The organism is Reichenbachiella sp. (assembly GCF_033344935.1).
Lineage (GTDB): Bacteria > Bacteroidota > Bacteroidia > Cytophagales > Cyclobacteriaceae > Reichenbachiella.
Window position 1 is genome coordinate 1,639,646 of sequence record NZ_JAWPMM010000001.1, and the last position, 19,664, is coordinate 1,659,309.

At 39.5% G+C, this 19,664-nt stretch carries 17 protein-coding genes; 7 read left to right on the plus strand and 10 right to left on the minus strand.

Features of this window, described 5'->3' with window-relative positions:
* Position 1: 1 nt before the first annotated feature.
* Together R8N23_RS07075 and R8N23_RS07080 are read left to right on the plus strand one after the other, a co-directional pair.
* Positions 2 to 2,098: a hypothetical protein gene (locus R8N23_RS07075; RefSeq protein ID WP_318170875.1), complete on the plus strand. Its 2,097-nt coding sequence runs from the start codon at positions 2 to 4 to the stop codon at positions 2,096 to 2,098.
* Positions 2,099 to 2,143: 45 nt separating this feature from the next.
* Positions 2,144 to 3,259, plus strand: coding sequence for a DUF4249 domain-containing protein (locus R8N23_RS07080; RefSeq protein WP_318170876.1), 1,116 nt, complete (start codon positions 2,144 to 2,146; stop codon positions 3,257 to 3,259).
* 35 nt (positions 3,260 to 3,294) lie between these two features.
* Here R8N23_RS07080 and R8N23_RS07085 read toward each other — a convergent pair whose 3' ends face one another.
* The 3 genes from R8N23_RS07085 to R8N23_RS07095 form a co-directional block, all read right to left on the minus strand.
* Complete coding sequence (locus R8N23_RS07085; protein WP_318170877.1) at positions 3,295 to 4,206, minus strand: hypothetical protein; 912 nt, start codon at positions 4,204 to 4,206, stop codon at positions 3,295 to 3,297.
* The gene (locus tag R8N23_RS07090; protein ID WP_318170878.1) at positions 4,203 to 5,105 is read right to left on the minus strand and encodes a vWA domain-containing protein; all 903 of its coding nucleotides are present in this window, start codon (positions 5,103 to 5,105) and stop codon (positions 4,203 to 4,205) included. Before R8N23_RS07090 ends, R8N23_RS07085 begins: the two co-directional genes overlap by 4 nt.
* 385 nt (positions 5,106 to 5,490) lie before the next feature.
* On the minus strand, positions 5,491 to 6,006 hold the full coding sequence (locus R8N23_RS07095) for a hypothetical protein (RefSeq protein ID WP_318170879.1): 516 nt from the start codon (positions 6,004 to 6,006) through the stop codon (positions 5,491 to 5,493).
* Between the two features lie 189 nt (positions 6,007 to 6,195).
* Here R8N23_RS07095 and R8N23_RS07100 point away from each other — a divergent pair, with 189 nt between their 5' ends.
* The 3 genes from R8N23_RS07100 to R8N23_RS07110 all read left to right on the plus strand — a co-directional run bounded on the left by R8N23_RS07100 (position 6,196) and on the right by R8N23_RS07110 (position 10,600).
* Positions 6,196 to 6,351, plus strand: a complete 156-nt coding sequence (locus R8N23_RS07100; RefSeq protein WP_318170880.1) for a hypothetical protein — start codon at positions 6,196 to 6,198, stop codon at positions 6,349 to 6,351.
* A 260-nt stretch (positions 6,352 to 6,611) separates the two neighbouring features.
* On the plus strand, positions 6,612 to 9,479 hold the full coding sequence (locus tag R8N23_RS07105; RefSeq protein ID WP_318170881.1) for a TonB-dependent receptor: 2,868 nt from the start codon (positions 6,612 to 6,614) through the stop codon (positions 9,477 to 9,479).
* Positions 9,480 to 9,640: 161 nt separating this feature from the next.
* Positions 9,641 to 10,600, plus strand: coding sequence for a metallophosphoesterase (locus R8N23_RS07110; RefSeq protein WP_318170882.1), 960 nt, complete (start codon positions 9,641 to 9,643; stop codon positions 10,598 to 10,600).
* Between the two features lie 62 nt (positions 10,601 to 10,662).
* Here R8N23_RS07110 and R8N23_RS07115 read toward each other — a convergent pair whose 3' ends face one another.
* From R8N23_RS07115 to R8N23_RS07130, 4 genes are read right to left on the minus strand one after another with little or no spacing between them, the layout of a single operon-like run.
* Entirely contained in the window at positions 10,663 to 11,136 is a 474-nt protein-coding gene (locus R8N23_RS07115) for a chemotaxis protein CheX (RefSeq protein WP_318170883.1), read from the minus strand.
* Between the two features lie 6 nt (positions 11,137 to 11,142).
* Positions 11,143 to 11,505, minus strand: coding sequence for a response regulator (locus tag R8N23_RS07120; RefSeq protein WP_318170884.1), 363 nt, complete (start codon positions 11,503 to 11,505; stop codon positions 11,143 to 11,145).
* Positions 11,506 to 11,515: 10 nt separating this feature from the next.
* The gene (locus R8N23_RS07125) at positions 11,516 to 13,594 is read right to left on the minus strand and encodes an ATP-binding protein (protein ID WP_318170885.1); all 2,079 of its coding nucleotides are present in this window, start codon (positions 13,592 to 13,594) and stop codon (positions 11,516 to 11,518) included.
* Between the two features lie 12 nt (positions 13,595 to 13,606).
* Entirely contained in the window at positions 13,607 to 14,233 is a 627-nt protein-coding gene (locus tag R8N23_RS07130; protein ID WP_318170886.1) for a hypothetical protein, read from the minus strand.
* Positions 14,234 to 14,753: 520 nt separating this feature from the next.
* Between R8N23_RS07130 and R8N23_RS07135 the strand changes: the two genes are divergently transcribed.
* Both R8N23_RS07135 and R8N23_RS07140 read left to right on the plus strand, forming a co-directional pair.
* Positions 14,754 to 15,686 carry a formyltransferase family protein gene (locus R8N23_RS07135; RefSeq protein WP_318170887.1) on the plus strand — a complete coding sequence of 311 codons (933 nt, stop codon included), beginning with the start codon at positions 14,754 to 14,756 and terminating at the stop codon, positions 15,684 to 15,686.
* 9 nt (positions 15,687 to 15,695) lie between these two features.
* Positions 15,696 to 16,481 (plus strand): enoyl-CoA hydratase/isomerase family protein, encoded by a 786-nt coding sequence (locus R8N23_RS07140; protein WP_318170888.1) that lies wholly within the window; start codon positions 15,696 to 15,698, stop codon positions 16,479 to 16,481.
* A 511-nt stretch (positions 16,482 to 16,992) separates the two neighbouring features.
* Here R8N23_RS07140 and R8N23_RS07145 read toward each other — a convergent pair.
* The 3 genes from R8N23_RS07145 to R8N23_RS07155 form a co-directional block, all read right to left on the minus strand.
* Entirely contained in the window at positions 16,993 to 17,421 is a 429-nt protein-coding gene (locus R8N23_RS07145) for a PIN domain-containing protein (protein WP_318170889.1), read from the minus strand.
* Entirely contained in the window at positions 17,411 to 17,668 is a 258-nt protein-coding gene (locus R8N23_RS07150) for a DUF6364 family protein (protein ID WP_318170890.1), read from the minus strand. Before R8N23_RS07150 ends, R8N23_RS07145 begins: the two co-directional genes overlap by 11 nt.
* Positions 17,669 to 17,994: 326 nt before the next feature.
* The gene (locus R8N23_RS07155) at positions 17,995 to 19,497 is read right to left on the minus strand and encodes an RNA-directed DNA polymerase (protein ID WP_318170891.1); all 1,503 of its coding nucleotides are present in this window, start codon (positions 19,495 to 19,497) and stop codon (positions 17,995 to 17,997) included.
* Positions 19,498 to 19,664 lie beyond the last annotated feature (167 nt).

The window sequence follows — 19,664 nt, forward strand, 5'->3', positions numbered from 1 at the left end:
AATGAATAAGCTATTTGCATTTTTATTGGTCGTTTGTGTTTCGCAATCAAAAGCATTCGCTCAAGACGCATTGTACATCAGTACCAACAAAGCCAAATTTGTAGTGGGAGAGCAGGTCATGTACAAAGTGACAAGATTTGGGGAAGAGCATATAGAAGACGAACCAAATCCTGTTTTTACAGATCTGGTAGCTCCAAATGGGCAAATTATTCAGACCAAAAGTGCATTGGATAATCCAGAAGCGAAACACTTTTTTGCCTTGCCTGATTCTTTAAAAACCGGAGTGTATAGAATGGTAAGTAACAGCAAAGGCGCAGCTCAGGCCGTGAAGACCATCCACGTATATGCATTGGAGTTGGAAGATCCTTCGCCTCAAAAAGCAAGTACCATTCAGGTAAAGAGCAGAGGAGGGATATTTGCCTCTGGTCAAAGCAATAAAGTAGTTGTGCGAGTGCTGGATGGCTCTGGAGCTGGCCTTCAATCTAAAGGTACATTGGTGAATAGCGCTGATTCTTTGGTGCAGTATCTCGATACCGATGCAAATGGTATAGTAGCTTTCGATTTGACCCCAACGGATAGTTTGTATAAAGTTCGGTTTGGTCAAGAGGCAATCCAACTAAAGCCGGTGAAAGCAGCTTTGGCCGTTGACTTTAAAAAGTTGAATCAATCTGTTCTGGTCAAATTGAAACGTGAAAGTGTGGGAATCGAACCAGTGGAGATACTACTTAATGGGGAATCTCTGGTGAAATCAGTTTTTCCTGAAAAGGCTGATACGTTAAGCATCATGATACCAAGTAGGAAGTTGACTTATGGTATTCACGAAATAGGGGTAAGTTATAAAGCGTCAGTAGATAGAAAGTATACTTACTTTAATCAACCTGACGGAGAAAGCAAGCTTTACCTGAATACGATTGTGGCCTCTAACAACGAGGAGGTGGAATATGTGATAGAGGATGCCTCAGGCCAAATTGAATATCTTGATGTTTCGATTATAGATAAGGACTATGCGAGCGTGGGGAATTTCTATGAGGAATTTTATTTCGATCATGCAGGATTAGACTTGCAGTTGGTAGAAAATCGTGACTTCGAAGCCTATTTGATCTTCTTTGGAGATGACGTTCAAAAAAGCGAAAATGCTAATAGGCTAAGTGCTGAGCAGTATCATGGCGTTTTGAGCTATAGAGAGAATTTTCCGTTTGACGAGCTCTCAGTACTGAATCTGACCACTATGAAGGCGCTCGATATTCGGTGTGAAAGTATTACCGGTATTCATGATTTTGAACGAGTAGCAGGCAATAACTCACAAATTTTCCCTTTTCACTTTACCACCTATTTGCAGCCTATTGAGCAGGCTGAGTTTGAGGAAACTGTGAAGTATCGTTACCCACCTTTAAAGTCATCTATCCAACTGACTGATGACGATGTTGCTTTTGTAAAGGAGTATAATACCCAGAGAAATATTAACCTGTCCTTTCAAAATAATAAAAAGGTAGAGGCCTCGCTGCCAAAAGCAGATTTCACTTACAATTTGGAGGATTATGATGTGCCTAATACCATGATCGATATGATCAACTATGTGGTGAAATATGTCACAGTGGTGAAAAATAAGGGAGGTGAGCCTGAATTGTCTATGTATCGCTATATGAGTACTTACAAATACCGAGGCTCTCCTTTGATTTTCCTGGATGACCTGCCTGTTTATGACAAACGGACGATTCTGAATCTTAACCCGAAGGACATATCAAGAGTTGAGGTTCGAAACTCTTATGAGGCCAATGGCCATTTAGGCAATTTTAGCTTGAATGGTTCTGTATCCTTTTATCTAAAGGATGGAGTGGACAACCCGTTGAAAGAGGCGTATAAAGATTTGCCAGTGTTACAGCGTTGTCAAAACCTAAACAAAAAAAATGTAGAGAGCGAGTTCGCACCAGACTTCAGACACCAGTTGTATTGGAATGCAAAATTGGAAAAGAATAAGGGATCATTTTGGGTTGACCTCAAAACGTCAGATTTAAGTACTTCTTATCAAGTATTAGTCACTGCCTATATGAAAGACGGAACGGTGATGCAGGATCAATCTTTACTGGTGGTTCAGTAAGTGTAGAAATAGTATTGAATGAATGGCTTGCAGATACGCAGCAATATGAAATTATTACTAACCAAACTCATCTTTCTCTTAATAATCGCAACAACGTTATTCTCATGTGTAGAAGATTTTGAATTTGAAGGAATTTCAAAAAGAGAAGGAATTGTTGTCGAAGGTTTAATTTCAAATCAGTCCTACAATGATTTATTAGCTCTCCCACTATCAACAAGGTACTTTACCATTAAATTATCGAATGTTGGAGAGGTTGAAAATGAAAGGAATGAACCCGTATTAGGAGCTGAAATCGAACTGCATCAAGACGACGGGGTAGTATACGACTATGCTGAAATCGGAAATGGTGAATATGGTTTGTTTTATGAAAATTTTAAAGCCGAAAAAGGGCGAAATTATCATTTGGAAATCACATTAGCTGATGGCAGAAGGATAACGTCTGAAATGCAGTCTTTGCCAAGAGAAATGGGCATGGGCTCGTTTTCTACTGTTGAGCAAACAAAAATTGATTATGAAAACGTACTTGGAGAGGTTCGAATTGCTGAACATGAAGGTATTGGCTTTAATGTAACTACTTTGAAAAATGATTCTTCAGATCCTGTCTATTACAAATGGGACCTTTCAATCACCTGGATATTTAGCGCTGACCTGGTTGAAGATAATCACCCCTTGAAATTTTGTTGGGCAACTTCACAGAACTATTACAAAGAATATCAACTGCTAAAAGACGAGGATGGTAATATTCAAAACGAGTTATTTTTTCTAAAAACTAAAAATTCAAGATTGAATCATGGTTTTTCAGTTTTGGTACGCCAAATGACCATGTCTCAAGATTATCACTCTTTTTGGAATGAAGTTCAGAAACAATTGGATCAAAGTGAATTATTTGCTGCCCCACCGTACAATATTATGTCAAATCTTTCTTCGGATGACGTTGCAGTATACGGTTATTTTGGTGTTGTTAATGAAGATTTTGAAAGATGGTACTTTGACAAAAGTAAAATTAAAAACTACGGGGGTTGGGTAGATGAACATTGTGAGTTTGGTCCACGATGGGCGGCCTATTGTTTCGACTGTAGAGAATGGACTTATGATGATGATCAAGTTACCCCTTATGCTCCCAAGTGGTGGGATCTACTGTATTTCGACATAAGACCCTGATATTTAAAATATCATAGGTGGTGGATTCAAGAATATTACCAATCCGGTTTGTCACTATCTTTTCTCTTGGTAGGCTTTCTGCGGTTTTGCTGGATGTATTGAATTTCACTGTTTTTTAGGGCTTCCAGAATCATTTTGGCCTTTTCTTCGGAGATATTCATTTCCTGCATTTTGTCTGAAGGACTTGGTGCCTGCTGCTGATCCTCCTTTTGGTCTTTGTTCTCACTGTCCTCACCTTCTCGAGGTTGTTGTTGCTCCTGCTGGTCGCCTTCCTTTTCGTTTTCCTGACCCTCTTGAGATTGTTGCTCTTCTTGATCCTGATTTTGCTGATCTTGACCTTCCTGGTTCTGCTGCTCTTGATCTTCAGAATTTTGGTTTTCCTGATCCTGATTTTGATCGCCTTCTTGTTGATCCTCGTTCTCTTGTTGGTCTTGATCTTTTTTCTCTTCGTCTTGGTTCTCTTGGTTTTCGTTATTCTGATCCTCGTTCTCCTGATTCTGGTTTTGTTCTTGCTGATCCTTCAACTTCTTTTTCACCAATTCATAGTTGAATCTTGCATCTTGATTGGTGGGGTCAGACTTGATCGATTCTTTGAAGTAGGACATCGCCTTCTGCAGTGTTTTTGGGTCATTGGACATAGCGCCGAGCTGCTGATAAGCTACTGATTTGAGTTGCTCATTTTTTGACAAAACGAGCTTTTGATACTGGGCTTGCGCCAAATCCTTTTGGTTAAGCTGATAGTAAGCATGTCCCAGATTCATGATGGACTTCTCGTCGTAGATCTGTAAGCTGTCAATGAGGTAGGAGTAATTAGAAACAGCTACGTCATACTGCTGGTGCTTGAATGCGATCTCAGCATTTTTTTTCAACTCATTGATTTTTGAAATATCATTGGCTGAGGCCTGAAAGCAAACAATTAAAGTTAATATGGCAGTAAGTGTTTTCATATGTTCACAGTTCTTACTTTAAATGCTGCATCTATGCATATCAACAACAAAGCCAACGCCAGAAAGTAATAGTATTTATTGGCAGATACGTCCATGGTTTTGCTATCTCTTAGTTCACCCTCTATATCGCCAATCGTATTGATCAACTTTTCTACATCATTTTGTGTGGCGTTGATCTCAAAATACTTGCCACTCGTAGCTGAGGCGATTTTCTTGAGCGATACTGGGTTCAGTTTACTGACCACATCTTGTCCGTTGTTGTCTTTTTTGAAACCACGTTGGGTCATGATTTTGCTGCCCTGTGCAGTTCCTATGCCGAGCGTAAATAGTTTGATGCCTTCTTCTTCAATCGTCTTGGCAATGCTGGCCGTGTTTTCTCCAAAGTCCTCTCCATCACTGATGAGAATAATGATCTTGGACTTTTGTCGAGTAACGGTTTCTTTATCATCTGAGATTTTGCCCAATGCCATTTTGAGCGGTGGCCCAAAGTCTGTACCTGTATTAGGTACCAGATTAGTATTCAATGTTTCTATAAAAAGATTTAACGCGCTTTTGTCATAGGTCAGTGGGCATTGCACATAGGCTTCATTAGAAAACATGATCAGCCCAATTCTATCAGAAGAAAAGGCCTCAACGATCTCTTTGAGCTCAAATTTTATTTTTTCCAAACGAGTAGGTTGGATGTCGAAGGCATTCATAGACTCGGATAAGTCTATGGCGATAAAAATGTCCTTACCGATGGATTTGATTTCTTTAGTAGATTCTCCGAAAGATGGCCCGAGTAGCGCCACGATAAACAAGGCGAAATAGGCCGCTCTCAACGTGATTTTGTAGAATACTCGTCGGTAGGTGGTACCCAAGGCTTTGGCTGCTCGTATAGTTCTGACTATGTAGAGCATATAAAAAACGCCAAATAAAATAATGAAGAATAATTCTAAGCTACCGATCTCGCCGCTCCAAACCATATATGAGTATTTTCAAATCAAACAAATATAGCCATCCTCCCTATGGGGCGAAAGGAGTTTTTCTTCATTTAACAATTTTTAGCATTTTCAAATGAAGGAGGGTTGGTTTTGTTTTTTTAAAAGAACGCCTGTCTATATCATCGTGGCGTTGGTGTAAGTTAAAGTGTCGGACACAAAGTAGGAAAAATCTCCGATTTTTCATCATACCTTTTTTGACCAATGTGAAAAATCGGAGATTTTTCCGGTGCTGCCAGAAAGCGGTGAAGCTAGAAGCTACCTCTGAACCGCCATGGGATATAGACGATGTTGACCACCGTTTTTATTCTAATTGCTTAAACTCTTGATAAAGGTATTCTTCACCGACTGGGTTATATCGGTCTTGGTATTTGTGTGCGATTTCAACTAGAATCAATAGGTCTTCGGATTTTATAAATTTGTATTTCGTTTTAACCTCACTTCCAAGTTCAGCTGACACCTCCGAAACCAATCCATATTTGTCGATATATAATGTGTCAGATTCGATTCTGAATTGAACATCATAGTCTAGTTCATGTTCGCAGCTATAGTAATAGCTTTCATTTGAGGAAATACTTAAGGTATCAGTGCAGTTGGGGAATGGGCTGTTTACCCAAATTGTGTTATTCAATTGCAATAATGGCTGTTTTTGGAATTCACGCTTTTTACTTAGTTCTGATGCTTTGGTTACTTCCTTCGTTGAAGGTTTAATCGATGACTGTTCGATTGGTTCTTTTAATTCGGTCTTTGTTGATTCCTTAACTGAAGTTGAACAAGAAAAAAGAAGAACTGAAAAGGCTAATGGTAGGAAGTGTTTCATTGGTCTAAGTAATGGTGGTCAACAATTATGTAAGTGTAACTAGTTACACTTATTTCTTTTACATCATCACCACTATTTTTTCTGATTTTTCTAAAATGAGCTGCGACTCAAGAATAGACAATTTTGGTTGGAGTTCAAAATGGAATTGACATGGGTCAGTATGCAAAGTTGTGCCTAAGACTTCTATGCATGAACAAAACCAATGGTATGGGGTCATCTCGTAGTAGAGTGAAGAGATCTCCTCAGGGTTTAATTTACTTTCTGCATACAGCTGACGAGATTTCTCTGGTCGTGCTTCCCGGCGAAATGACTTTTGGCTCACAAGCTTTGATGGTCTGGGATTAGGTAACTGTTTATTGGCTCTTATTCAGAAGTGTTAATCCCCGAGAAATACAGACTGGCTCAATGACAACAAATAGTGATTGCTGCGTTTTGGAGCCGTTCTCCCTGCCACAGTTAACAATTCATTAGCATAGTAATATTGCGATAAAGTAATCATAATACCGACGTGCTATTTGATAACCTTTTCGTGAAATGAGGCTAAACGCTTCATAATACTGCCCCACTACTTTCGCAGCATAATTCTAAAATCAAATCGAATAATGATGAAAAAATCAATACTCTTGAGCGTATTCACGCTTATACTATTTACTCTTTCGGGTCGGGCACAAATGGCTGACGGAACGATCTTTGGAAAAGTAGTAGACGAAAACGGACTGGCTATGCCAGGCGCTACGATTACTTTAAATGAAGTTCCAGGTAAAGGCACCATCTCTGATGCGGATGGCGCATTTGTGCTGATGGATGTGCCTCACGGCGAACAAACCATGAAAATTTCTTACATCGGTTATAAATCTTTTGAGCGAAAAATAAATGTAGACGAGATGACCATGTTACAAGAAAACTACGAATTGGAACCGGGGGTGATTTTGGGAGATGAAGTACTTGTATTAGGAGACAGACTGAAAGGTCAGGCCAAAGCGATCAATCAACAAAGAGCCAATAATAATATCACTAACGTGGTGGCTGCCGATCAGATCGGTAGATTCCCAGATGCCAATGTGGGCGATGCCTTAAAAAGAGTGCCTGGCATCACCATGCAAGGTGATCAAGGCGAAGCCAGAAACATTGTCATTAGAGGGTTAGCTCCTCAGCTCAACTCTGTGACTGTGAATGGCAACAGACTACCATCTGCAGAAGGTGATAACAGAAACATCCAGATGGATTTGATCCCTTCAGATATGATTCAAATGATTGAGGTAAACAAAGCTTTATTGCCGGAAATGGATGGTGATGCAATTGGTGGATCAGTCAATTTGGTGACTCGGTCGGCAAGTGAAGGCTTCAGAGCCTCAGGTACATTGGCTGGTAGCTACAATGAAGTGGGCGATGCGCCAGGCTTCAATTCAAGTTTAGTACTGAGCAACAGGTTTCTAAACAATAAACTTGGTGCTGTGCTTTCAGGTTCTTTCAGACAAGATAAAATTGGTTCTCACAATGTGGAGGCCGAGTGGGAAAATGAGGTGGAAAATGCAGACTTCGACGAGGATCTTCCAGAAGAAGGAAACAACATCGAAGATGTGGAAGTAGACCCCTATTTGGCGGTAAACGAAATCAGAGATTACGATGTGGACAGAACGAGAAGAAGTCTCTCTTTGAATCTGGATTACAAAATCAATGACAATCATACCCTCTATGCGAAAAGCATGTACAACTGGAGAGATGATTGGGAAAACAGATACAGACTCACTACCGAAATTGACGGCGCCGAGTTTGGCAATGGTGTGAATGCAGCACCGACAGAATGGATTGCCGTAGGCGATCGCGAAACTAAGGGTGGGTTGGACAGCGACAGAATCAAAAATCGCAGACTAGAAGATCAGCGAGTGCAGTCTTACTCCTTGAGCGGTGCACACTATTTTGGCAACGTAGAGGCTAAGTGGGCTGGTTCGTATTCTAAAGCTTCTGAGGAGCGCCCGAGCGAAAGATATATCATCTATGAGAGTGACGAAGACATGACGGTGAACATGACGCAGTCAATGTACGATACGAGAAAGCCACAGTTGGTGATTAACGAGCAGAATTTGTTGGAGACTACCAATTTCGTATTTGACAAAATCGAAGAAGAGAACCAATTGACGGAAGAGGAGAACTACACCGCACAGTTGGATTTGAAAATCCCACTATCGGTAGTGGCCGGTCAGTCAGGCAACATCAAGTTTGGAGGAAAATTCAACAACAAGACTAAGAATAGAAATAATAGCTTTGTGGAGTACAGCTGGATCGATGACTCTGGTGTGGAGTACCTAAATCAGATCTCTACAGACGATCGAACGAACCCTGACTTTTTAGCTGGTGCTAATTATCAAGCGGGTGAATTTGCTTCGGCTTCTTATTTAGGTAACCTCGATTTGACCAACACGAGCTTGTTCGATGGTGAAGATTTACCAGAAGAGTATCAGACAGCCAACTACATAGCTGATGAAGTAGTAACTGCCGGATACATTCAATGGTCTCAGAATTTGAATGATCAATTGAGATTTATCGTAGGAGCAAGAGCTGAAAATACAAGTTCAGACTACATTGGCTATCAGTACGTCGAAGACAACGGAGCTATTACCAGTTTGGAAAACAACAAGTCATATTTCAACTTTTTGCCAGCGGTACACTTAAGATATGCCGTGAGTGAAAATCTGATAGTAAGAGGTGCCTGGACTAATTCATTAGCTAGACCAAACTACTATGATTTGGTGCCTTATAGATATGTAGTAGAGGAGGATGAGGAAATCTCTCAAGGTAACCCTGATTTGGATCCTACCACATCGATGAACTTTGATTTAAATGCGGAATACTACTTCGAATCTGTAGGTTTGTTGTCTGCCGGCGTTTTCTACAAAAGCATCGACAACTTCATCTACTTCCATCAGTCTACTGAAGACTACAATGGAGACGATTTTGATGTCTTGACTCCTGAAAATAGTGGTAAAGGCAACATCGCCGGATTCGAAATCGCAGCACAACGTCAGTTGGATTTCTTGCCGGGTATCTGGAAAGGTTTGGGCATCTACGCCAACTATACGTTTAACGCTTCGGATGTAGAAGGGATCGCCAACGAAGACGGCGACGAAAGAGAAGGCCTAGATTTGCCGGGTACGGCAGATCATTTGGTAAACGCTTCATTGTCTTTCGAGACCAAGAAGTTGGTAGTTCGAGCTTCATTGAACTTCTCGTCTGACTACATTGATGAAGTAGGCGACGACGCATTCTATGATAGATATTATGACAAGCAATTGTTTGTGGATGTGAATGCTTCTTACGCATTCACTAAAAACCTAAGACTGTTTGCTGAAGCGAATAACCTGACTAATCAGCCTTTGAGATACTATCAGGGAGTTGAAAGCAGAACCATGCAAATGGAATACTACGGCCCTAAATACAACTTAGGCTTGAAATTCGATTTGTTTAATAATTAAGATATCATTAATTAAAAGCAATTTCAAAAGTCCAAGTATTTGTCAGGCTGAGGTCCTCGAAGCTTGCTGCTAGATGCAGACAATATTTCGACTTGGCTCAATATGACAAGATTTGGTTATAGACTTTTGAAATTGCTTTTTACTATAATAAGACCAGAATTATGAAAAAGGAAGTTATATATCTAAGCGTACTGTCTCTTATTCTTACGCTCGGATGTTTTTCAAATAAAAGCAATCAGGACGCGGGAGAGGCACCTGCTTCTGAAATAGAAGTATTGGAGGACGCCTTGCATTGGTATGTGATTGGTGACTTTGGTCGCAATGGCTACGATGGACAGCAAGAGGTGGCTGATCAGATGCAAGCCACCACCAAAATCTTGGAACCAGAATTTATCCTGACTACAGGAGATAATTTCTACCCTGATGGTGTGGCCAGTACACAAGATCCGTATTGGATCTCATCTTTCGAAAATGTCTATAATGGCTTTGGGCTTTTTGTGCCTTGGTATGCTATACTAGGTAATCATGATTACAGAGGCAACTATCAGGCAGAAATCGATTACACGAATGTGAGCCAGCGATGGAACATGCCATCACAATACTTTGTGAAAGAAAAAGAAGAGGATGGTGTAACGGTGAAATTCGTTTTTATCGATACCAGCCCGTTCGAAGACGGATACTATGAAGAAGAGAAGTATAAGGCTGTCTGGAAGCAAGACAGCACCAAGCAATTGCTTTGGATGGACAGCGTATTGGCCGACAATTCAGCGGATTGGAAAGTAGTGGTGGGTCATCATCCATTGTATTCTGGAGGAAAAAGAATAGACGCTACCAAAGACATTCGTGGCCATCTGGAGAAGGTATTAAAGAAGCATAACGTAGATGCGTATTTTGCCGGTCATGAGCACGACTTGCAGCACATTCACAATCCTTCGTATAAGACACATCACTTTATTTCTGGTGCAGGATCAGAAGTCCGACCTACAGGCAAGATGGAGTACTCCTTGTTTGCAGAGTCGCAGCATGGATTTGCCACGGCATCGGCCACGAAGGAGCAGCTGTTGGTGCAGTTCGTGAGCCACGAAGGAGAGGTGATTTATAAATACGGCATTAAAAAGTAAATGAAGCAGACCTCGTGAATATGACGAGGTCTGCTTATTAATACTAAAACCAATAAGTAACTTCAATCCAGTCCAATCACTATAAATGCTTCATGCGACTTCCACTTGATGGGAATGACATAAATAGGAACACCTTTGGGGAACCTTAGTTTTTCAGGTGCTCCTTTAAAAACGATCGGTACTGAGATCATAAAATTTTTGCCATAAGTTTCGCGTACGTTACCTGAAACTACGTTGGATAACTCTCCGGCCATATCCAATAGATCAGCGGACTGTGGTTCTTCTATGTCCAAAAACAACTGAACCAATTCTTTATAGAGGTTAGCGTCTCCTGAAATGTATACAAACCCTTTGCGGTCTCCTGAGATACCAATCATGCCGGTGTAATCTTTGAGCATGACGTTATCGACTGTTTTTAGGTAAGGGACGCTCGTTTGAGAAATTTCACCTGTCAGGTGTCCAAAATAGTTGTTCACTGAATTGATAAATAACTGACAGGTCTCTTCGAATTCAACTTTTTCTTTTTCCTTATACATAGTTGGTTAATTTCTTTTTAAAAGTTTGTCAAATGCAGTTACCAGATCGGTTTGATTTACTGGTTTATATAGAAAACCTCGTGCGCCCTTATCCAGAGCCAGCAGTCCCGTGTATTTGTCTGACAACGCCGTGATGATCATCACCTTAGCCTCAGGATTTATCGCCATCATTTTATCAAGGCAGGTGAGCCCATCCATTTCAGGCATGGTTATATCGAGGGTGACGACATCTGGTCGCTTCATTTCGAACTGATTGATGGCATCCTTGCCGTTTTTGGCCATGCCTACTATTTCTAAATTATAATTGGTCAGGTGTTTTTCAATGGTGCGACGCATCACTGATGAATCGTCTACAATCAATAGTTTCATATATTTGTTTTTAGGCTACGATGGCTAATTCAGGAGTATTTACAGGAAAAATGAAGTCCAATTCGAAGGACTTTCCTTTTTTGAATGAAATGTTCAATTTTCCGTTATGTTTTTTGGTAAGGGAGTTGACCAAACTCAGTCCATGACCTCTACCAGAATGTTCCGTTACACTTTCAGAGGTTGAAAATCCATCCTTGAAGAGTAGTTTGAGAATATCCTTTGCCTCAAAACCTTTGACAGATTCTTTGTTCACCATTCCTTTCTCCACCGCTTGATGAAGAATTTTCTTTAGATCAAGGCCTTGGCCATCGTCTTTGTATTTGAAATGAAGGTTGTCTCCTTTTTCTGATGGATTAAGTGACAATTGGATCAACGCTTCTTCTGGTTTGTTGTTGGCCACACGTACATCTGGTGTCTCAATTCCATGTATGATGGAATTGCGAATAAGCTGGATGCTGATGTCCTTGATGTCTAACTTAAATTTTTCAGGAATCTGTATGTGTTTTTCGTTGGCAAATTCAAACCTGACTTTTTTTCCCACGTCTGCGCTAATTCTCTTCGCACCTCTTTCCAGCGCTTCGGCCAGTCTGTCGTCAGTATCCATTTGCTTTTGAGAAAATTGTGTGGAGATATTGATGACTCGGTTGAGGAGCGCCTTAATATTGGAAAGCAGAATTGAAATTTCACTGATTTCATAGAGAATGTTCAAAAAGTCGTTGCCTACTACATTTTTGGTTTTCAGCTTGCTTAGCGAGTTTTCCAGATCGTGGAATTTTTCAGTGATCAGTTGCAGATCAATGAGAGAGGCGTTGCCCTTGAGATTGTGAATAGTGTTGAAGGTAAAGTTGATCAGCTCATTGAAGTCTCTTTTCGAATCCATCTCATAGCGAAGTGAAATGCTTTCCAGAGTTTCCTCAGCGGTAACCAAAAAGTCCATGAGCAAATCTGGCTCGATTCTTAGAATACTTAGCATTTGCTCAGTTTCTTGCTTGTTTTTAAGCTCTGCCTCTTTGACTTTCATTTCGAGCTGAACTGTTTCTGTTTCGTCGATTACGGTTACCAGGATGTTCCTGATATCTTCTCCCTCAAATACTCTTGAAAAGACAATTTTGATGTGTTTGGAATGCGCGATGCCTTGTTCGTCATAGTGGAAGATCTCAATGTGCTCCACTGGGTTGAGTTGTGCCAGCACATCCGTTTCAATGTTCTTGTCAAAAAGATGTTTGATGTACATCTGAAGGGCCTCCAAATCCCTGGTGACCAGGCGAGGGCGCATAAAATTGATGAACTCTTGATTAGCAATTTCCTTTTGTTCAAAAATTTTCTCCATTTGTTTAGAGTATACATCGCTAATGGTAAAATCTTTGTTGAGTAGGAAAATTCCTTCGTCTACATTGTCGAACACGGCTTCCGACTGGTTATATAGATATTTAACTTCCTTTCGTTCTTTGTCCAATTCACTGTGGGCAACCTGTATCTCACTAAGTGAACTTTCCAGTTTTGAATTGGAACTTTCTAGTTCTTTAGATTTCATAGCATTTTGGATGGTTGCTATTCTGAGGTTGTGTGCCCAGAACCCACAAATGGTAACTACCGTGACTGCAAGACTGATATGGAAAATGAAGGTTTGCAAATCCATATACTCCAATTGAGTAAAGTAGACTTCTTGCGTGCCGATAAATTGTGCATAGGCAAATGCCCCATGATGCAATCCAACAAACAATATCAGAGGCACTTGTAGCTTCCAGTTTTGATAGGTAATTAAGATGGCCGAAGCTATGAAAGCAAAAAAGTGCATTTCGAAAAGGCCGTGCATTTGGTAGATAAACAATCCCACATAGACACCGAAAAACATACTGGCTACATATTGATGCAGCTGAGTATTGGGAAGTGTTAGTTTGATCAAATACCAGGAGATAAGGGATAGAGACCCAACAGAAATAGCTAGGAGCCAAGTGTCGTAAAAGGTGGCCAAAAAGAGAGAAAAGGCCACATGAGCGAATAAAAATCTAACGATAAATGTATCGGACTTTTGATTAATTTCCTTGAATGAAATCGCAAGTTCTTGTTTTGTTAGGTTGTTTGTCATCTTATTGGTAGTTTAAAACATACTGAATAAATTTTCTGAATTTTCCTCTAGACCACAGCCATAAGAAACAGTGGACAGAAGACCGAAAGCAGGAGGTGGAACTCCTGCGAGCAGGGAATCAATGGCCATTTGAGTGAAATTGCTTCCAGGGTCAGTGCAATATCTAGCTCTGTTGTAGTTCCCTCGATAATACAGTTTGCTTTTAGTATTGATAATGGCGGCCTGAGGCGTTGAATACACCCCTAGTTCATTAGCAAATGTTCGATTCAGGTCGCGAATTACCTTAGTTTCACTATCGAAATAATCTTTCACCAGGTCGATGTCAGAAAATTCAGGAATGACTACGATAAATCGTATTGAGTCTCCATATTTCCGTTTTAGTGAATTGTAATGTTTAAGGTTAAACCTTGAGCAGGGACACTCAGGACTGAAAAAATGATAGAGTGTAGGCTTATCTACCGTTTGGTTGTAATAATTATCCAGATGAACTGACTGATTTACATAAACCAGAGAATAGTCTTTGGGGACTGGAGTAGGGAGGGTATACTGCACCTCTTGCTGCCAAAACAAAAAGCCAATCATTCCGAAGGCAGCAACAAGAAATAAGGCAATGCCCGTATATTTCAATGCGGTTTTCATGGTTAGGTAGGTTAAACACAAAAATTCCAATCTTGTGGTGAGAAGCTTCTTAACTTCTCCACAAGTTTTAATTAAATAATTTTAATCGAATGCTAGGTGGAATTATATAGCTGGTATATTAAAGTTATTGATTGTTGAATAAAATAAAATAAAACAGGAGTATATTTTTATTTATTAGTAAAATTTGGGTATTTCTCTTAGAGATGTATAGGTTGAATTGCCTATTGAGGACATGATGGAAAGACCTATTTTTTTATTGATAATGAGTCTATAAGTTCAATTATGATTGTTTTATGGCTAATTGAATTTTTAGCATTAAATATTAAATGGTGGTACTTGGCTGCTATTTTCTCATGTCTTTAAGAATTTGTTGAAAAACACTCGTTAAAGGTGTGTTTAATATATGGTGTATTAAATTGAATTATTATTTTTATTAAATATATATTTTTATTCTGAGGTATTACGGTTAGATTAGCTAGAAGCAGCACTAAGAGTACTGTTTTACCTAACCTACCTAACCATGCGAATATTATTTTTGGTGACCAGCCATAATGGATTGAGTCAACGACTGTATTGTGAACTAGTGTCTGATAATCAAGAGGTACAAATTCATGTCCTTGATACAGATGAACAAACTATAAGCGTTGTAGAAGACTACCTTCCGGATCTAATCATAGCACCTTTTCTTAAAGCAGCCATACCCAAATTAATATGGGAAAAATACGTTTGTCTTATCGTTCATCCCGGAATAGTTGGTGACCGTGGGCCATCCGCTTTGGATTGGGCCATCATGAGAAAGGAGGCCATTTGGGGTGTCACGATATTACAGGCAGCTGAAGATATGGACGCAGGAGATATTTGGGCTTCAGAGGAGTTTGAGATGAGAAACGCTACCAAGAGTAATCTTTACAGGCATGAAGTGACACAGGCGGCCTCAAGTGCTATAAAGAAGGCCATTGCTAATTTCAAAAATAAAAGCTTTGAACCGCAAGTGCTTGATTATAATCACCCAAGCGTGAAGGGTAATTGGAACGATCCGATTAAAAGAAAGGACCGCACTTTTGAATGGTCTGATACGACTACCTCTATCATCCGAAAGGTTCAAGCAGCTGATAGTTCTCCGGGTTTGCTAGAAACTCGAATTTTTGACGAGCCACTTTATATGTATGGCGCTCATCCGGAGTCTATACTCAAAGGTCAGCCAGGTGAAATAATTGCTAAAAGAAACGGAGCTATTTGTGTGGGTACCGGGGATGGTAGTCTTTGGATTACCCATCTGAAGAAGAAAAAGGGAGGAGTAAAAAATAAGTCCGCAAATGTGATTAATTCATTGTTGATTGAGGTTCCCGAAGCGCCACTGGATGCTTTTGATTCGTACAAAGGCCAAGATACTTTTAGAGAAATCTGGGTTGAGGAGGACGGCGATGTACTCTATATCAATTTTGATTTTTAGAATGGGGCGATGTCAACTGATCAATGCAACAGTTTGAGAAAGGTATTTATGCAGGCTTGTCAGTTGGATCATAAGGTGATTGTACTTCAAAGCGGATCAGATATTTGGTCAAACGGAATAGATTTAAATACCATCGAATGTTCTGATAATCCGGCAGATGAGTCTTGGGAGAATATAGTGGCGATAGATGATTTGATTAGAGAAATCATTAATTGCGAGTCTAAGGTCGTCGTATCGGCCATGACAGGAAATGCAGGTGCAGGAGGAGTGATATTGGCACTTGCTGCTGATTTTGTCTTTGCCAGAGACGGGGTAGTTTTAAATCCTCATTACAAAAAAATGGGATTGTATGGATCTGAGTATTGGACTTACCTTTTGCCTAAACGAGTAGGTCAGAAACAAGCCCTTCAGCTAACGGAGGAATGTGAAGCTTTAGTGGCTGGTCAGGCCAAGAATTTGGGACTTATTGATGATTGTTTTGGGGAGACGCTTGAAGCTTTTAAAGCCACGGTTAGAGAAAAGGTGAAAAAGCTTGTTGTCCATGAAGCGTATCATAAGCTTATTTCTGATAAACGATTGTTAAGATTGAAGGATGAGACAAAAAAATCACTTGACAGCTATCGGGATGAAGAACTCAAGAAGATGAGTGAGATATTTTATTCCGGTGAAAGTGATTACCATATGAAGAGACATTTTTTTGTAAATAAGATTAGTGCAAAGAGACAAATTGAATCCAATTGGAATATCATCAATTATAAATGTGTTGAAGCTAAGCCCGTGTTGGAAAATGCTTGATACCAATTTAATGATGACTTTTTTTCTGTCAAAATCTATAAGTAGCGCTATTTGTTAGTTGTTTTTAGTATGGCTTCACCACAGCGTCTGATACCAAAGAGCAATTGCTCATTACTCATCAATAAAGAAGTTGAAATGATCAAAAGGCATTGCATTCAGAAGTAATTGCTACCTTATTCTTAAAGGAGATTAATGAATCTCCTTAATACAAAAGTCCGCTGGGTACTTTTTGTTTTTTTAGGGAGCGTGGTGGATTACGCCTGTGTAGGACGATATGCCCTCACAGTTTGATTAAGGCAGAAAGATAGCCGATCCGCGCACAACCACAAAAGTCTGTTTAGCCATTAGCCCAGATTTAGACCGCCAAGGAAACTACGAATGCGTTATCGGTATTCTAGAGATTCCGCGAGGAGCGGTGGTGCTGTGTCGATAGCTATCGGCACTGGCATTGATTCGAATAGCTCGCATAGCCTGTCCCGCTTTTGCGGGAGGCATTCGTGCCTACACCTTGTTATCCCTCTTTTAACACCATTTTTGCATAAGTGTCAGTATTAAAAACAGGAATTTGAGATTTCTTATAGTCTTTCGTGTTTCTGGTCACGATGGCAGAAATTTCTTTGCTTCCTTGAGCTACAGAATGTTGAATCGCGTCTTCAAAATCCTTGAATTCGCTGTTAACTGCGTTTTCAATGTCTTTGCCAGAGACGCTAAGAATTTCTACTAATTCTAGTAGGTCACCAATAATGGCTCTGGTTTTCATGTCGCCAAGTTCTTTTCTAACAATGTAGTGAACGTTATTGAGACAAATAGATGATGCGAATAGCTTAAGCTTCTTCTTATCCGCCAAATCAAAAATTATAGAAGCAGCATCTGCATGAGGTTGTCTGTCAATAAGTAGATCAATGATGATATCAGTATCAACAAAAATTTTAGATGCCATGCTTACTGTCTTTTGCTTGGTTAAGGTTGTTTTTGTAATTGAAAGAAGAGTCTGTTTTTAATACACCTCTCAGTTTTCGCACTCTAGGAGATAATTGTTCTCCTTCGATCGATTGAGTTTTAGACTCAGTTAAGTAGCGGAAATAGTTTTCTACCATTTCAGATAAGCTCCGGCCTTTGTTTGAAGCATATTTTTTTGCTTGATCTATAATTTCCTTTTCAAGCGTAAGAGTTAATTTGGTATTCATAGCACGTGTATTTTATTGTTATTTTGTACGTGTAAATAAACAAATGGTTTTCGAAAAATCCTAATGAGGGCTAACGACCGTATGCATTGTTATCCATCTTTTTCACGGCAATGTTAATTTGGTAAATTTGGGTTATGAACGAATGGAAGAATGAGATTGAAAATTGGGATAGGGTAAGTAAGGATATGGCCATCCTTGACTTACTTTTACCCACCAATTGGATAAAAGATTCGTTTCCAAAACAGCCAAAAGAAACATTATGAAGAAGATTAACTAAATTTATATCTACAGGGGTTATTCATGGAAGTGTTTGTTATCAGCTTTTTTTAGTAGTCAAATAGTAAGATTTCATCCGTTTCGATTATTTCATCAATTTCGTCAATAACCTCTTCATCAATTAAATCTGCTTCCTTCATTATTTTCTGTAGGTCTGAGTTTAGCCATTCAGAGTTCCATAATTCTATGCTATCATCATTCACCAGCTGACAAAGAGGCTCTTCGTATTCCTTTTCTCTATCAAGTTTGATTGTTACTCTTTGTAGCCAAATTTTTATATGACCTGTATTGGGAATAGTACTGAATCGTTTGTTAATCAAAGTCAAAATTTCATCACGCTGATCTTCAATATCTATTAGAGAAAGTAGTTTACTTAGAATCCCACAAGAAATTGGGTATGTTCTTGGGTTCTTAAAAGCTATATCAATCAGAATGCTCACCAAGACATGAATGTTATCATTAGTCTCTTCTAACTTATAGATTCGATTGTAGAATTTATCAAGAGCTTTTCTTAAACTTCCTGAATTGGGATGTTCTCTTGACAGTTTAAGAATCAGCAATAAGTGTTGCTGAAGTCCAGAAGTTCCTTTTTTTTGACTCAACCAATACAGCTTGTCTGGTTTTATTGAATCAACAATAACATCATTCGATACTAACGTCTTTTGAGCATTCAACCTCATGCCTAGGCTAATCAGAATTTCGGTTAGATACTTGGTAATTAGTTCGCCTTCTTGTGGATTGTTTACAAAAATTCTGTAATCATCTCGATATCTAAGAATTTTGTAATCAGTTATTCCTTGGTTGGTGATTTGTTCTGTTAGTTCAAGGTCGGCATATCCCAGAATCATTTCAGCGATAAAGTCAGTTAAGGCACTACCCTGAGGGATTCCATTAGTCTGACCAAAAGACATATCTCGAAGCAGCTTATCAACCGCATTACCAACATGTTCTTGCCCTCTATTAATTTTTGAAAATGCTTTTGTATGAATTGCCCAAGGAATAGAATGAGTGTAAATGGAACCATAGCAATCACTGATGTCCGTATGAATTACATATTCGAAACTCAGAGCCAGTTTCAAAGATTCCTGTTCAATTCCCTGCCACCAGTTGATTATTGAGGTAGCGACATCTGATGAATCGTCTTCAGATTCTGTTGGAATGCTATGACAAATCAACTTTTCATTATTCTGGAATTCCTTAAATCTATTTTGAATTAATTCCCAGTTCGATTCAGTTGTTATTTTGTGAACCAAAGAAACGTAAAGAAAAGGATGAATAAGTTCAAATGGTCTCCAAGCGTATTTCCCATCCTTATTGTTGAGTAAGACATAGTTAACATCTTCAAACTCACTTGGAAATGGTTTCTTTACTTTACCAGTTGCAGGTTTATATCCTTTGTAAAATTCTTCTATTTCAGTATCGCCAATTGTATCAGAAATTTCTCTCAGCAATTCTTCAAAAACAAAATATGGTGGGAGATCAAAGTTGAAATAGCTTTCCTCTTTCAAGAAAAACTCTCGGGCTTCATCATGGTCAAATTGGAGAATATTCATTTTTGATTATTGCTGATAACGCCTGAGTAGGAAGCGTACCTCTCAGACAACGTTTGTAAAAGCTCTAAGCTAGCCGATCCGATCAACAACCACAAAAGCTTCTTTCTGGAATTCTGTTGAGGTAGCTGCAGTCACGGAACAGTCAGGTGATTCCTCGGCCTTCTGGT

Bases quoted from the DNA above. Each gene is read 5' to 3' on its own strand.
- R8N23_RS07075 (WP_318170875.1), top strand. From the start codon at position 2: ATGAATAAGCTATTTGCATTTTTATTGGTCGTTTGTGTTTCGCAATCA.
- R8N23_RS07080 (WP_318170876.1), top strand. From the start codon at position 2,144: ATGAAATTATTACTAACCAAACTCATCTTTCTCTTAATAATCGCAACA.
- R8N23_RS07085 (WP_318170877.1), bottom strand. From the start codon at position 4,206: ATGAAAACACTTACTGCCATATTAACTTTAATTGTTTGCTTTCAGGCC.
- R8N23_RS07090 (WP_318170878.1), bottom strand. From the start codon at position 5,105: ATGCTCTACATAGTCAGAACTATACGAGCAGCCAAAGCCTTGGGTACC.
- R8N23_RS07095 (WP_318170879.1), bottom strand. From the start codon at position 6,006: ATGAAACACTTCCTACCATTAGCCTTTTCAGTTCTTCTTTTTTCTTGT.
- R8N23_RS07100 (WP_318170880.1), top strand. From the start codon at position 6,196: ATGAACAAAACCAATGGTATGGGGTCATCTCGTAGTAGAGTGAAGAGA.
- R8N23_RS07105 (WP_318170881.1), top strand. From the start codon at position 6,612: ATGAAAAAATCAATACTCTTGAGCGTATTCACGCTTATACTATTTACT.
- R8N23_RS07110 (WP_318170882.1), top strand. From the start codon at position 9,641: ATGAAAAAGGAAGTTATATATCTAAGCGTACTGTCTCTTATTCTTACG.
- R8N23_RS07115 (WP_318170883.1), bottom strand. From the start codon at position 11,136: ATGTATAAGGAAAAAGAAAAAGTTGAATTCGAAGAGACCTGTCAGTTA.
- R8N23_RS07120 (WP_318170884.1), bottom strand. From the start codon at position 11,505: ATGAAACTATTGATTGTAGACGATTCATCAGTGATGCGTCGCACCATT.
- R8N23_RS07125 (WP_318170885.1), bottom strand. From the start codon at position 13,594: ATGACAAACAACCTAACAAAACAAGAACTTGCGATTTCATTCAAGGAA.
- R8N23_RS07130 (WP_318170886.1), bottom strand. From the start codon at position 14,233: ATGAAAACCGCATTGAAATATACGGGCATTGCCTTATTTCTTGTTGCT.
- R8N23_RS07135 (WP_318170887.1), top strand. From the start codon at position 14,754: ATGCGAATATTATTTTTGGTGACCAGCCATAATGGATTGAGTCAACGA.
- R8N23_RS07140 (WP_318170888.1), top strand. From the start codon at position 15,696: ATGTCAACTGATCAATGCAACAGTTTGAGAAAGGTATTTATGCAGGCT.
- R8N23_RS07145 (WP_318170889.1), bottom strand. From the start codon at position 17,421: ATGGCATCTAAAATTTTTGTTGATACTGATATCATCATTGATCTACTT.
- R8N23_RS07150 (WP_318170890.1), bottom strand. From the start codon at position 17,668: ATGAATACCAAATTAACTCTTACGCTTGAAAAGGAAATTATAGATCAA.
- R8N23_RS07155 (WP_318170891.1), bottom strand. From the start codon at position 19,497: ATGAATATTCTCCAATTTGACCATGATGAAGCCCGAGAGTTTTTCTTG.